The sequence below is a fragment of the Streptomyces sp. KM273126 genome (assembly GCF_004337435.2).
GTDB classification, from domain to species: Bacteria; Actinomycetota; Actinomycetes; order Streptomycetales; family Streptomycetaceae; genus Streptomyces; species Streptomyces acidicola.
The window spans coordinates 2,523,678-2,536,583 of the sequence record NZ_SJXB02000002.1 but is presented as its reverse complement, the minus strand read 5'-3'; the positions used below and the strand labels follow the sequence as shown (position 1 = coordinate 2,536,583).

At 69.5% G+C, this 12,906-nt stretch carries 12 protein-coding genes and 1 pseudogene; 8 read left to right on the top strand and 5 right to left on the bottom strand.

Translation table 11 applies throughout. The annotated features are described in order from the left end of the window. Positions 1-222: 222 nt before the first annotated feature. Both E0500_RS41850 and E0500_RS41845 read right to left on the bottom strand, forming a co-directional pair. Positions 223-1,227 carry a zinc-binding dehydrogenase gene (locus tag E0500_RS41850; protein WP_131560254.1) on the bottom strand — a complete coding sequence of 335 codons (1,005 nt, stop codon included), beginning with the start codon at positions 1,225-1,227 and terminating at the stop codon, positions 223-225. A 145-nt stretch (positions 1,228-1,372) separates the two neighbouring features. Then, positions 1,373-2,302 carry an NAD(P)H-binding protein gene (locus E0500_RS41845; protein WP_131560252.1) on the bottom strand — a complete coding sequence of 310 codons (930 nt, stop codon included), beginning with the start codon at positions 2,300-2,302 and terminating at the stop codon, positions 1,373-1,375. Between the two features lie 245 nt (positions 2,303-2,547). On the opposite strand from E0500_RS41845, the gene E0500_RS41840 reads away from it, so the two are divergent. Both E0500_RS41840 and E0500_RS41835 read left to right on the top strand, forming a co-directional pair. Beyond that, complete coding sequence (locus E0500_RS41840) at positions 2,548-2,937, top strand: RidA family protein (protein ID WP_131560316.1); 390 nt, start codon at positions 2,548-2,550, stop codon at positions 2,935-2,937. A 137-nt stretch (positions 2,938-3,074) separates the two neighbouring features. Then, positions 3,075-4,055, top strand: a complete 981-nt coding sequence (locus E0500_RS41835; RefSeq protein WP_131560250.1) for an alpha/beta fold hydrolase — start codon at positions 3,075-3,077, stop codon at positions 4,053-4,055. 107 nt (positions 4,056-4,162) lie between these two features. Here E0500_RS41835 and E0500_RS41830 read toward each other — a convergent pair. Further along, a pseudogene (locus tag E0500_RS41830) lies at positions 4,163-4,941 on the bottom strand (STM4014 family protein); the annotation flags it as partial. Positions 4,942-5,292: 351 nt separating this feature from the next. Between E0500_RS41830 and E0500_RS41825 the strand changes: the two are divergent. After that, complete coding sequence (locus E0500_RS41825; RefSeq protein ID WP_131560248.1) at positions 5,293-5,628, top strand: hypothetical protein; 336 nt, start codon at positions 5,293-5,295, stop codon at positions 5,626-5,628. 2 nt (positions 5,629-5,630) lie between these two features. Further along, entirely contained in the window at positions 5,631-7,001 is a 1,371-nt protein-coding gene (locus tag E0500_RS41820; protein WP_220141826.1) for a transglycosylase SLT domain-containing protein, read from the top strand. Positions 7,002-7,115: 114 nt separating this feature from the next. Here E0500_RS41820 and E0500_RS41815 read toward each other — a convergent pair whose 3' ends face one another. Next, positions 7,116-7,574 carry a ribose-5-phosphate isomerase gene (locus E0500_RS41815; RefSeq protein WP_131560247.1) on the bottom strand — a complete coding sequence of 153 codons (459 nt, stop codon included), beginning with the start codon at positions 7,572-7,574 and terminating at the stop codon, positions 7,116-7,118. 41 nt (positions 7,575-7,615) lie between these two features. Beyond that, complete coding sequence (locus E0500_RS41810; RefSeq protein WP_131560245.1) at positions 7,616-9,352, bottom strand: dihydroxyacetone kinase family protein; 1,737 nt, start codon at positions 9,350-9,352, stop codon at positions 7,616-7,618. An 88-nt stretch (positions 9,353-9,440) separates the two neighbouring features. Here E0500_RS41810 and E0500_RS41805 point away from each other — a divergent pair, with 88 nt between their 5' ends. The 4 genes from E0500_RS41805 to E0500_RS41790 are packed head-to-tail and all read left to right on the top strand — an operon-like array spanning position 9,441 to position 12,842. Further along, positions 9,441-10,142, top strand: a complete 702-nt coding sequence (locus tag E0500_RS41805; protein WP_131560244.1) for a GntR family transcriptional regulator — start codon at positions 9,441-9,443, stop codon at positions 10,140-10,142. Positions 10,143-10,175: 33 nt separating this feature from the next. After that, complete coding sequence (locus tag E0500_RS41800) at positions 10,176-10,994, top strand: sugar phosphate isomerase/epimerase (RefSeq protein ID WP_165934885.1); 819 nt, start codon at positions 10,176-10,178, stop codon at positions 10,992-10,994. Beyond that, on the top strand, positions 10,991-11,863 hold the full coding sequence (locus E0500_RS45250; protein ID WP_131560240.1) for an NAD(P)-dependent oxidoreductase: 873 nt from the start codon (positions 10,991-10,993) through the stop codon (positions 11,861-11,863). Before E0500_RS41800 ends, E0500_RS45250 begins: the two co-directional genes overlap by 4 nt. Position 11,864: 1 nt before the next feature. Beyond that, complete coding sequence (locus tag E0500_RS41790) at positions 11,865-12,842, top strand: aldo/keto reductase (protein ID WP_181587414.1); 978 nt, start codon at positions 11,865-11,867, stop codon at positions 12,840-12,842. Positions 12,843-12,906: the final 64 nt, after the last annotated feature.

The following is a 12,906-nucleotide window of genomic DNA, read 5'->3' as shown; positions in this document are numbered from 1 at the left end:
ACGGCACGCCGGGCCATATCGGGGCGAGGCGGCCACCGCCGGGGAAGTGTCAGGGTGTCGCCGCTCGGAGGACGTGCGCGAACTGCCGTGGTCCGCGCCGTCGGCACGGTCCTCGACAGCGGCCGCCGCACCGCCTCGCCCAGGCAGGGCTCCGCGCATCCATTGACGGCTGCCCGCCCGCGCAGTCGGCGGTCACATCAAGCCCCGGCCTTCCGGCGGCTGTCAGGGGCGGACGAGAACGAGGCCGACCTTGCCGGGCCGTACCGCGTGCTCCACCGCGTCGGCCAGCTCGCCAAGACCGTACGTGGCGGCCACCTCGAACTGGTCCTTGAGCGCCAGCGCGATCTGCTTCGCGGTGGCCACGTCGGATGCCCGCCTCTCGGCGGAGGCCTCGGACAGCCACCGGCCGATGCTCCTGCCCCGGAGCGTCAGCGACTTGTTCAGCAGCGTCGACGCGTGCAGCGAGATCGGCTCGTCGGCGATCAGCCCGTAACTGATCAGTTTCCCGCCCGGCGCCAACAGGTCCAGAAGGCTTTCCGCCAGCTTGCCGCCGATCGGGTCGAAGGCCACACTCACCGGTCGGCCGCCGGCCGCCCTGCGGACCTCGTCGGCCCAGCCCTGATGTGCTGTCGACACGACCGGCACGTCGGGGAACCGCTTGCGCAGCTCCGCGGCACCGCGGTCGCTGCGGACGACGTTGACGAGCGCCAGGTTGTGAAACTGGCACACGCCCGTCAGCAGCCGCCCGACCGAGGAGCCCGCGGCGGTCTGCACGAGAAGACCGTCATATCCGACAGCCATGTGCTCCTGCGCCTCACGGCGCAGCATCACCGCGGTGAGCGGGTTCGCCAGCATCTGCGCGGCGACCTCGTCCGACAACTCGTCCGGTACGGCGAAGACCGCCTCGGCGTCCGTCACGATCCACTGGGACCACGCCCCCGGCTGGGGGAAGACCGTTACGCGGCCACCGACCTCGACACCTGGCGCGACGCGCGCTCCCGGGCCGATCGCCTCGACCACGCCGGTGGCCTCCAGGCCGGCCGGAACCGGCTGTGCGGCCTTCCCCGGGTGGGCCTCGACGGCCTGGAGATCACCGGGATGCACCGTGAAGGCCGTGGTGCGGATGAGGACCTGGCCGCGCTCGGGCCCCGCCGGCTCCGGCTCCTCGATGACGGTCAGGACGTCGGCGGGCAACCCGCCCCGGGTGTAGACGACACGACGGTTCATGATTCTCCTCGTGCGCGCTGGTCTGTGCGGGTCCTGGCCCAGGCGGCAGACGATGTCCTGCAGCCCCAGTTACTCTCCGCCGAGTGCACTGCGGAACGAGGGTTTCGTACTGCGTTTCGACCCCGCTTCAGGAGTCGACCCCGCTTCAGGAGCTGAACAGGCTGGGGTTCTGACGGACGTAGTCGGCCACCCCGGTAGGAGGTCGACCGATGACCTGCTCGACCCCTTCCGCCTTGCGGTCGTAGCGATTCTCCGAATGAAGGCGAGCCATGGTGGAGATGTGCTGGAAGACGTGGTCCGGCAGCCCCGACGGCCTGAGATCGTCGTCGATCCATTTCTGCATGGGGACGTCGGTGTAGCTGACCGGTCGGCCGAGAGCTTCGGATACCTCCGACGCCATAGCGGCGATGTCCTCCGAGCGTCGGCCGGTCAGCTCGTAGATCCTGCCGATGTGCGATGCGGGACCGGCCAGGATCTCCTCCACGACCGCGGCGACGTCCCCGGCCGCCACAGGGGAGGTTTTCGCCCGGCCGAAGGGCAGTCTGATACTTCCGGACTTCGCGATCGAGGAGAAGCCGACACGGAACAGCGGGTTCTCCATGAACACAGTGGGCCTGATCTGGACGGTGGGCAGACCTGACCAGCTGAGCACCTGCTCCACCAGCCACTGCTGCCGCTGCTGCACCGACTCGGAGGTGCTCTTGAGGTCCATCTCGGCGACAGTCAGCTGCGACATGTTCACGAACACTTCCAGGCGTCCGTACTCGCGTGCGACGGCCACCGTCGTCAGGGCAGCCTCCAGATACTGAGCGGACACGCCCATGCCGAAGTACATACGTCCGCAACCGGCCAGGGCCTCGTCGACGTCGCCCGCGCGCGTCAGGTCTCCGACGACGACCTCGGCGCCCGTCGCACGCAGCGCATCCGCCCGCTCGTCATCGCGATGCACCATGGCCCGGACGGGCAGGCCCCGTCGCCGAAGGCCCTCGACCACGGATCGTCCGACGCCGCCAACGCTGCCCGCCGCGCCCGTCACCAGGATGGGCAGCACTCTGTCTTCCGGGGTGCGGTCCATGGAAGCAGCCTGCGATGCGTACCGCCGGGCCGCAACTGGAGCCCGACGAGCCGTCTACGCCGCGACAACAGTCGCCGCTCGTGACACAGCTCGCCTGACGACGACCCTCCTGCGGAATCTGTGTTTCGTGAGCTCTACAAATGACTCGATGCCCGAGACACCCTCATGAAACGATCCCGGCGTGAATCCCGACCCCTACAAGCTCATTGAGGAGAACGCCCGTGTCAGATGAGTCCGACGGGACCATGCTCACCCACATTCCGCCTGACGGGGTCGCGCCGGGGAACGGCTACAGCCATGTGGTGGTGGGCGAAGGCCGGCTGGTCGTTGTCTCCGGGCAGGTGGCGCTGGACGAAAAGGGAAACGTGGTCGGGGAGGGCGACGCCGCTGCCCAGGCCCGTCAGGTGTTCGAGAATCTGCGGCGCTGCCTCGCGGCAGGCGGCGCGACGTTCGCCGAGGTCGCCAAGCTCACCTTCTACGTCACCGACGTCGCCATACTGCCGGAGGTACGGGCCGTCCGCGACGCCCACATCGACACCGCGCATCCGCCGGCGAGTACGGCCGTACAGGTGGCCGCGCTCTTCCGACCGGAACTCGTGCTGGAAGTGGAAGCCCTCGCCATCATTCCCTGGTGACTCGGCGCGGGCTTGCTGAATCGGCAAACGAACTCATCCTTTCGGCCGAGTCTTCCGCATGCTCGGCATTGAGCAGGCGGAACGGCGGCAGGGAGCCGTCCTGCCGCACAGCAGACCAGCAGTTCTGGAGGAGTCGTATGTCGCAGCACGTCGCGGAGGTCACGCACCGGTTGGTTTCCTCGCCAGGCGGCCGGATTCATCTCGCGGAGCAGGGAACCGGGCCGCTGGTGCTGCTCGTACACGGCTTCCCGGAGTCCTGGTACTCCTGGCGCCAGCAACTGCCGGTACTCGCGGCGGCGGGGTACCGCGCCGCCGCCGTCGATGTCCGCGGCTACGGCCGCTCCTCCAAACCGGCCGCGACGGATGCGTACCGGATGCTCGACCTGGTGGAGGACAACGTCTCGGTGGTGCATGCCCTGGGCGAGGAGTCTGCTGTCGTCATCGGCCACGACTGGGGCGCGAACATCGCCGCGAACTCCGCCCTGCTCCGGCCGGAGGTCTTCCGCGCAGTGGGACTGCTGAGCGTTCCCTACACCCCGCGCGGCGGGCCCCGCCCCAGCGACATCTTCGCTCAGATGGGAGGGGACGAGGAGTTCTACGTCTCGTACTTTCAGGAGCCGGGTCGCGCCGAGGCCGAGATCGAACCTGATGTACGCGGCTGGCTCGCGGGCTTCTACGCGGCCCTGTCCGCCGACACCATGCCCGCACCCGGCGCTCCCGATCCGCACTTCGTCGGCAGGGCCGGAACGCTGCGTGACCGCTTCCCTCTCGGCCGGCTGCCCGCCTGGCTCAGCGAGAAGGACCTCGACGTCTACGCCGGGGAGTTCGAACGCACCGGCATGACCGGAGCGCTCAACCGCTACCGGAACATGGACCGCGACTGGGAGGACCTCGCCGACTTCGACGGTGCCCCCATCACCCAGCCGTCCCTGTTCATCGGGGGCAGTCTGGACGCTTCCACGACATGGCTGGCTGACGCGATCAAGGCGTACCCGGTTACGCTCCCGGGCCTGGTCTCCTCCCACGTCCTCGACGGCGGCGGCCATTGGATCCAGCAAGAACGCCCCGCCGAGGTCAACCGACTCCTCACCGAGTGGCTTGCCGCCCTGCCTGTCTGACGCCAGTAGAGGGTGACGAGCAGCAGGTCGTGGCTGCCGACTGCCTTGTTCCTGTCCGGTTCAGGCGCGGATTCTTGCGGGTCCTCCCCGTGCGCGGCGTCGCACGTCACGGCCGCGACCTGGGCGGCGTAGGTGTCCATTCCCTCGGCGCCACTGCCCTCCAGGCCGGTCAAGCGCGGCCGCAGATCGCCGAAGGCATTGACCTCGCCGATCGCGAACTGCCGCCATCGGGCGGCGGGCAGCAGATCGATGTGCAGCCCGTCCGGGGCGAGAGCGTCCACGGTCGTGAGATGTCCGCCTCCTTGTCGTACCGGCGCACCCGCAGGGAGTTGAACAGCGTGCCGTCCGGTGTGAGTTCGACGGAGGTGGCCGCACGGAACCGGCCCGGGGCCACGGCCGAGACGGCCGGCACGCCGGACGCCGACGAGCCGTGCGCGAGCTTCACGAACGCGCGCCGCAGCCCGGCGGTGCCGACCAGGGCCGCCGGTACGTCGTCCCAGCCGTCGACCGACGGGGCGCCGGGCCCCGAGGTCGGCGAGGGCGGGACCGTTACCCCGGCCGTGCTCAGCACGCCGGGGCACAACCGCTTGTCGAACATCTCGGCCAGTCCGACCGGGCCGTCCAGCAGGGCCGCGCCGGCCTCCCGCGCCGTCGCAGCAACCTCCCGGACGGCGCCGGTGAACCGGACGTACCAGCGGGCCATGCCCTCCACGCGCCTGGGGTCGCCGGGACCTCGAAGTAGCCGCTCCACCTCCTCGTCCTCGCCCGGCGAATCGATCCGCACGGTCTCGCCGGCCTCGAACCGCGCGCCGTCGCGCAGCACGTCACGCCAGGCCGGCAGCCGGGGCGCGGGTAGCCCGGCCGCCCGTACGGTGGCGGCGAACATCTCCACCCGGCGGTTCCGCGGATTGCCGACCACCGCGAAGCGCGGCTCGCCCGGCTTATCGACTTGGAGGACAGGTCGACCTCGACCCCGCTGCGCTCCAGTGCCTCGCGAATCCGGTGCATGACGATGTCGACCCCAAGATGCAGGACCGACCCAAACGAGCCCTACCAGGACAGAGCGAGGGGAACCCCTCATCCCGCTTGTGGGAGTCGTGAGGGACTGCGACGCACGCCCTGCGAACCCGTCCTTGTGCTCCCCAACTGCTCTTATCCTGCGATGGCACTGAGGTTTCGGTGGCGTACATTCAACCGAGCCGTACCGCCATGGGGCAGTACAGGGGGAGCTGGAACCATGACGTTCGGCGGCTACAGAGCTGCGCCCGATTCGATTGACGGCAGCGCGCACATCCTGCTGGAGGTCGCTGGTCTGCTTGAGCAGGGCCGTCTCGACGGGGATGCCGGCACGATGGCCCGGGCACCGCGTTCGCACCTGGACGTGTCGGAAGCGGTCCACGACTTCGCCGGGTTCGCTGCGGATCAGGGGACCGACTTGGCGGCGCTGCTGACCGCTCTTTCCACCCTGCTCAGGAGCACGGGCAACGCGTACACGTCCACGGAGGCGGCCACGGCGGCGGAACTCAGGAGTTTCGTGGACTCGTCCACCTACGTGCCCGGGAAGCGGGGTTGAGCATGGTGGTGTACTACGCGGACGTGAAGTTCCTGGAGGACTGCGATCCGGTCCTCATCGAGCGCAACGCCCAGGAGTACCGGCGGATGCGCGATCTGCTCGACTCCATCGAGCCGTCCGTGCGCAAGGCGGAGCAGGTGCAGTGGGAGAGCGTGGCCCGGACATCGTACGAGGCCCGTCTGCGCGATGTGCGGGGCGTGGCCCGGGGTCTCTACGACGGCTACGACGCGGCGCAGTCGGCGCTGTTGAAGTACGCGGACGCGGTGGCGGACGCGAAGCCCCACCTGCGCGACGGCAAGGAGGCCCAGGAGCGGCTGAACGGGGTGCTGAGCGGTGAGGGCTTCGCGCTCACCCGCGCCCAGCAGTCAGCGGAGCCGATGCGGCGCTGGGAGGACATGCGGCAAACCACCGGTTTTCTCGACTGGGTCAGTGAACTCGGCGTCGATCGTGACGCGATCAGGGAGGACGCCGAGCGCTATTACGCCCAGGCCGAAGCTGCCTTCGCCCGGGCCTTGAACACCGAGCGGTCTGCCCGTGAGGGCTGTGTGGCGGCGCTGAAGGCGGCGACGGCGCTCATCCCCGATTTCCGCACCACGCACAAGGACGCGGCGGCGCTGCTGTCCAAGGTCAAGGCACTGTCGGCGGAGCGTGCGGAAGCCGCGGACAACCCGCTCACACGTCTTCCGGGCAGTCCATGGGGCAAGGCCGGCACCTTGACGGGGCCGGATGCCACGGTCTCCGTCCTGCTCCGGGACCTGCGCACTCATGCCAAGGGCATGCCGGAGGTGAGGAGTTCGTGGCTCACGGACGCGATCGGCGACAAGAGGGAGTGGGTCCTGGAGAACCGGGCGGCGATCAAGGAGACGGCCAAGGTGTACGGTCTGCCGCCGGACGTGGTCGCGGCGATCGCGATGCAGGAGGTGGGGGGCACGCCCTACGCCATCGACCGGCAGGTGGAAATGTCCCGCGTCGTGGCGGAGAACGTCCTCAGTCCTCTCGTTCCGGAGAACCTGCCCGGCCCTCTGGGCGGAGATCGGGACAACACCTCGTACGGGCCCATGGCGGTCCAGATCCGTCGCGCAGCCGAGACGCTCGGCTACGAGCCCGCCAACCTCACCACCGACCAGCGCGACGAGATCCGCGGAGCGCTCGAGGACCCCACCCAGAACCTGCTGATCGCCACCAAGTACATGGCGGATCTCAAGGCTCAGAGTTCGTTCGCCGACGTTCCCTCTGAGCAGATGACCGATGCCCAGAAAGCAGAGCTCGCGTCCCGCTACAACGGCGGGCCCTACTGGCAGATCCCTCAAGCCCGCGCCTACGCCGACGCGGTGGAGGGGCATCGGGAACGGGTACGGCAGGACTTCAGCTGATCGGCCCCGCCGGGGGGACGGCACCCCGGCGGTCCCGGCTCACAGCCACCGACTGGGAGCTCTGACAACCCCGGGGTGGTTCGTCATCCGGCCTTGAGGCAAGCCTCGACCAGGCTATGAGGCTTCGTAGTTGTGGATCTCGGCGACTTTCGCCATCGACGGGCTGGACTCGTCGAACCGGAGAGCGAGCCACTCCCCGGCCAGTTTCCGGGCGAGTTCGATACCGACCACGCGTTGTCCCATGCACAGGATCTGCGCGTTGTTGGAGAGTACGGACCGCTCGACGGAGTAGCTGTCGTGGGCGGTGACCGCCCGCACACCCTTCACCTTGTTCGCGGCGATGGCCACTCCGAGCCCCGTCCCGCAGACCAGGATCGCCCGGTCGGCCTCCCCGCTCGCGATCATCTCGGCGGCCTGGATGGCCACGGTCGGATAGTGGGTGTGCCCATCGGCGTCGACACCGACGTCCACGACCTCGGCCACGTCAGGGTTGTTCTGGAGATCGGCTTTGATGCGCTGTTTGTACTCGTATCCTGCGTCGTCGGAGCCGACGACGAGACGCCAGGCGGTCATGGTGCGAAGTCCGTTCGTTGAAGGGCTGGTCGGTACGGCGGTCAGCCGACGGTGGAGAACGACTGCTCGACGACCCGGGCGAGGGCCGCGAGGGAGACAGCTCCGGGATCCGGGGTGCCCAGGGACCGTTCGCCGTGGGTTCTGGCCCGGCCGCGGTGAGGGAGCAGGTCGGCGGTCGCCTGGGCTGCGGTCTCCGCGGCGGCGGCCGCCTGTGACCACGCGGCGGTCGGGTCCGTGCCGGCTCCCACGGCAGCGGCGAAGGTGTCCGCGAGCGGCACGAGCGCGTCGACCAGCGTCTTGTCGCCCACTGCGGCCTTGCCGTAGGAGGTGACCTCTTCGACTGCGCGGTTCAGTCCGCGGACGAGGTCCTCCCGGGTGGGCTCCCGGTCGTCGCCCAGTTCGCGTCCGACGGCACGCAGGATGACGGCCCAGATCGCGCCCGACGTGCCACCGGCCTTGTCCGACCAGGCGTCGGCAGCGGCGTGCAGCGTCGTCAGAGCGCCCGCGCCCCGCGCGGCCACCTCCGTCGCGGCGCGGGCCGCCGCGCGGGTGCCGCGCCGCATGCCGACACCGTGGTCGCCGTCACCGGCCACCGCGTCGATGCGGCCGAGTTCCTCGGCCGCGGCGTCGATGGCCGTATGGGAGGCGTCGAGGGTCGTGACGATCCTGGCCGCGAGCCGACGGGAGGCCCGGCTCGACTCCGGCAGTGGCTCACTCCCGCTCTCGGCGTCCGGTGCGATCTGGGCGGGTAGCAGCAGGGAAGTGTCCACACTCCCGGTCCGGAACGCTGGTGCGTCGGCCGGCGCGGACCACAGTCGCTCCAGTTCGTCGTCGAGCCACAGCAGGGTCAAGGAGACCCCCGCCATGTCGAAGCTGGTGCAGTACTCACCGACATGGGGGTCGGCCACGGTCACCCCGGCGGCATCGAGAAGTTCGGCGACGCGTCGGTAGACGACGTACAGCTCCTCGTACTTCACCGAACCGAGGCCGTTGAGCAGGGCGACCACCCGGGCACCGCGCGGTCCGTCCGGTAGCGGCATCTCTTCCGCGGAGAGCAGGCGCTCGACGAACAGCTCGGCGAGGCCGTCCGCGGTCGGCATGTCCACCTCGGCGATGCCCGGTTCTCCGTGAATTCCCAGACCGATGGCCATCCGTCCCTCGGGGACGGTGAACAGCGGCTCGGTGGCGCCCGGCAGCCTGCAACCGGAGAACGCCACACCCATCGACCGGGTGCGCGCGTTCGCCCGCCGAGTCAGGGCCTCCACCGTGTCCATGTCGTGTCCGGCCGCCGCGGCGGCCCCGGCGATCTTGAAGACGGTGAAGTCGCCCGCGATGCCGCGCCGTTGTTCCGCTCGGCCGGCCGGGGCGCTGAAGATGTCGTCGGTCACCCGCACCGTACGGCAGTCGATGCCGTCGGCTCGGACCGCGGCCTCCGCCTCCCCGAAATGCAGGACGTCGCCGGCGTAGTTTCCGTAGCACATCAGGACTCCCCGGCCCTGGTCGGCGGCCCGCGCCACCGACTCGACCTGGCGGGCGGACGGCGAGGAGAACGGATTCCCCACAGCGGCACCGTGTGCCAATCCGGGACCGACGAGCCCCGCGAAGGCCGGGTAGTGGCCCGATCCCCCGCCGACGACCACCGACACCGTCGGCCGCGGGTCCCGCGTCGAGCGCACCACACCACCTGGCACCTGCCGTACCCACCGGCCACTCGCTGCGGTGAAACCGGCGAGCATCTCGTCGGGAAAGTCGTCCGGCGCATTCCACAGACGCGTCACGTACCCCTCATCTCCGTCCGTTCCTCGGCGTTGATGTTTCGTCACCGTAACTGTTGACAAAAAAATGTCAACAGTTACGGTTCTCGCCATGACCAACGGTGTTCAGGCCACACTCGGCCGCGGCACACTGCGGGAGCGCTGCACCGCTTATGTGCGAGAACAGATCATTTCGGGCGTTCTGCGCCCCGGCGAACACATCGTGGAGGTGACGCTCAGCGGCGAGTTGGGGGTGAGCCGCGGAACCCTGCGGGAGTCCCTGCGCCCGCTGGAGGTCGAAGGCCTGATCATCAGCGACGGCCGTGGACACATGCACGTCCGGGAGCTCTCCCGGCAGGAGATCTGCGAGGTCTTCGAAGTCCGCGAGGCGCTGGAAGTGCTGGCCGCGACCAAGCTGACGCAGCGTGCGGACCGTGCCGAGAGCGCCGCCGAACTGCGCGGACTGCTTGAGCCGCTGAAGGGCCCGGGGCTGTCCTTCGGGGCGCAGATCGAACTGGACCTGGCCTTTCACTCAAGGCTCTGCGAGCTGACGGGTAACGACACCCTCAGCGCCGTGTGGGGCCGTCTGATCGGCCAGATCGAGATGATCATCATTGCGGCCGGCCCTGCCCGGGCGACGGACCGGATGCGCTACGCGGACCACGTCGCGATCGTCGACGCGATCGAGACCGGAGATCCCGTACACGTGGCCACGGTCGTCTCGGCGCACATGGCTGACTTCTCCCGCCGCTACGAGGGCGACGCCCAGCCCACTCCGCCGGCACCGGAACAGCTTCCTTCCCCCCGCGACTGAGAGACCGGATGAGTCATGCCGACGTTGCCACCCTTGTCCTGTTCCACCATCACCTTCCGCGACCGTGAACTGCCGCGAGCACTCGACACCATCGCCGGCCTCGGCTTCCGTCAGGTCGATCTGGGCGCCCTTGCCGGACTGTGCGAGCACGTTCCGCCCACCGGCACAGCCGCCGAGCTGTCCGCCGTCGCGGCCCGGGTCCGGGCGGCGTCCCTGACCGTCACCGGCGTCAACGCCGATCCCGGGTCCTTCAACAGCGGTGCCGACCACACGGCGATACGCGAGGCGATGTACCGGCTGCTCGACTTCTGTGCCGACGCGCGAAGTCAACGTCTGGTGCTCACCTGCGGCGAGCCGGAGGACTCCGGAGTGCCGGCCGAGGAGCAGCTGAAACGGGTGGCTGCCGGGCTGGAGCCCGTGCTGGACCGGGCCCGCGAGGTGGCCGTGGAGCTGACCGTCGAGGCGCCCCACTACCTGCGGCTGGTCAACACGATGACGCGCACGGACGAACTGCTGGCCGCACTGGCGCCCGGCATCACCCAGGCCTGGGACGTCTCCCACGTCCGTGCCGCCGGCGAGGACCCCGCAGAGTTGTTCCCCCGGTTCGCCGACCGGGTGTCCACGATCCATCTGCGCGATGCCGTCCCCGGGGACATCAGACGGCCGATGGGCCTGGGCGACATCGACTTCGCCCGCGTCCTGACCGGGGCGACAGCGGTCGGCTACCAGGGGCCGCTCGTCCTGGAGTTGGAGACACACAACAGCCCGTTCTCCTCGAAGGAAGAAGAAGTGGGATCCGCCCTGAACCACCTGGCAGCCGCACTCGCCCCGAAGAACGGGGAGGCCGCGTGAGGGTCGCGTTCGTCGGAGTCGGGGCCATGGGGATGCCGATGGCCAGGCTGGTGATGCGCCGGCATCCCGTGACGGTGTTCGACCCGGACTCCGCCCGCACAGCCGAGCTCGCCGCCGAGGGCGCCTGCGTCGCCGGCAGCGCCGCCGAAGCGGTCCGCGGCGCCGACACGGCCGTCGTGATGGTGGCCACGCCGGCCCAGCTGGAGCAGGCCCTGTTCGGCGAGGACGGCGTCCATGCCGGCCTCGCGGCGCGCACCACCGTGGTACTGATGAGCTCGGTCGGTGTCGACTGCGTGGTCGACGCAGGCCTGCGTCTCGAAGCCCTCGGTGCCCGGGTGGTGGACGCGCCGGTCACCGGGGGAGCCGTCCGGGCCGTGACCGGCGAACTGACCGTGCTCGCGGGCGCCGCGCCCGAGGTACTCGACGAGGTCCGGCCGCTGCTGGAGCTCATGGCCGCGAGGATCGCCCACTGCGGTGACCGGGTCGGCGACGGGCAGGCGGTGAAACTCGTCAACCAGCTGCTGTGTTCCGTGCACCTGGCGGCGGCGGGCGAGGCCCTGCAGTTCGCGCGTGCGCTCGGCCTCGACCCGGAGCAGGTGCTCGCCACGATCGAGTCCGGTGCCGCCTCCTCGTTCATGCTGAGCGACCGCGGGCCGCGGATGCTGAAGGACGGCACCACGCCGGTCCGCAGCGCGATCGACATCTTCGTCAAGGACTCGTCCCTCGTCCTCGCCGCGGCCCGGGAAGCGGGTGCTGTGACTCCCTTGACCGAGCAGGCCGCCGAACTGTTCTCCCGCGCCAGCCACCAGGGGCTGGGCCGCGACGACGATTCCAGCGTCATCCGCATGTTCCAGAAGGAGCCGCACTGACATGAAGTACCTGAAGCTGGGTGCCAGCGGGCTCGAAGTCTCCGCCGTCACTCTCGGCTGCATGAGCTACGGCGACCCCGACCGGGGAGCACACGGGTGGACCCTGCCCGAGGAGCCGAGTCGCGAGTTCATCAAGCGCGCCCTCGACCTCGGGGTCAACACCTTCGACACGGCCAACATCTACTCCCTCGGCCACAGCGAGGAGATCCTCGGCCGCTGCATACGCGACTTCGCACGCCGTGAGGAGGTCGTCATCGCCACCAAGGTCCACGGTGTGATGCGTCCCGGCCCGAACGGCGGCGGGCTCTCCCGCCGGCACATCATGGAACAGATCGACGCCAGCCTTCGCCGCCTGCGGACCGACCATGTCGACCTCTACCAGATCCACCGGTGGGACGACACCGTCCCGATCGAGGAGACGATGGAGGCCCTGCACGATGTCGTCAAGGCAGGCAAGGCCCGCTACATCGGCGCTTCGTCGATGTACGCCTGGCAGTTCGCCAAGGCCCAGTACACCGCCCGGCTCGGCGGCTGGACGCCCTTCGTCTCCATGCAGACCCAGTACAACCTGCTGACGCGGGAAGATGAGCGCGAACTGCACCCGTTCTGCCTGGACCAGGGCGTCGGGCTGCTTCCGTGGAGCCCGCTGGCCCGAGGAAAGCTCACCCGGGCCTGGGACGAGGCCGCCGAAAGGATCAAGACCGACCCCCTCGGCAAGACGTTGTACCAGCAGGCCGAGGCCGAGGACCGGAAGATCAGCGACCAGGTCGCGGCACTCGCCGAGGCCCGAGGCGTCACCCGGGCCCAGATCGCCCTGGCCTGGGTGATGCACCGCCCGGTCGTCACCTCACCGATCGTCGGCGCCACCAAGCCCCACCACCTCGACGACGCCGTGGCGGCCGTCGACCTCACCCTCGACGCCGAAGAGATGAGCACGCTCGAAGCGCACTACGTGCCGCACCGAATGGAAGGCTTCTGAGCCTCGCCTGACCTCGCCGTCCCACCTCCATCTCCTCCCACCACCCCTCCCCCTTCATCTCCCA

Bases quoted from the DNA above. Each gene is read 5' to 3' on its own strand.
- E0500_RS41825 (WP_131560248.1), top strand. From the start codon at position 5,293: ATGACGTTCGGCGGCTACAGAGCTGCGCCCGATTCGATTGACGGCAGC.
- E0500_RS41805 (WP_131560244.1), top strand. From the start codon at position 9,441: ATGACCAACGGTGTTCAGGCCACACTCGGCCGCGGCACACTGCGGGAG.
- E0500_RS41845 (WP_131560252.1), bottom strand. From the start codon at position 2,302: ATGGACCGCACCCCGGAAGACAGAGTGCTGCCCATCCTGGTGACGGGC.
- E0500_RS41835 (WP_131560250.1), top strand. From the start codon at position 3,075: ATGTCGCAGCACGTCGCGGAGGTCACGCACCGGTTGGTTTCCTCGCCA.
- E0500_RS41790 (WP_181587414.1), top strand. From the start codon at position 11,865: ATGAAGTACCTGAAGCTGGGTGCCAGCGGGCTCGAAGTCTCCGCCGTC.
- E0500_RS41815 (WP_131560247.1), bottom strand. From the start codon at position 7,574: ATGACCGCCTGGCGTCTCGTCGTCGGCTCCGACGACGCAGGATACGAG.
- E0500_RS41820 (WP_220141826.1), top strand. From the start codon at position 5,631: ATGGTGGTGTACTACGCGGACGTGAAGTTCCTGGAGGACTGCGATCCG.
- E0500_RS41840 (WP_131560316.1), top strand. From the start codon at position 2,548: ATGCTCACCCACATTCCGCCTGACGGGGTCGCGCCGGGGAACGGCTAC.
- E0500_RS41850 (WP_131560254.1), bottom strand. From the start codon at position 1,227: ATGAACCGTCGTGTCGTCTACACCCGGGGCGGGTTGCCCGCCGACGTC.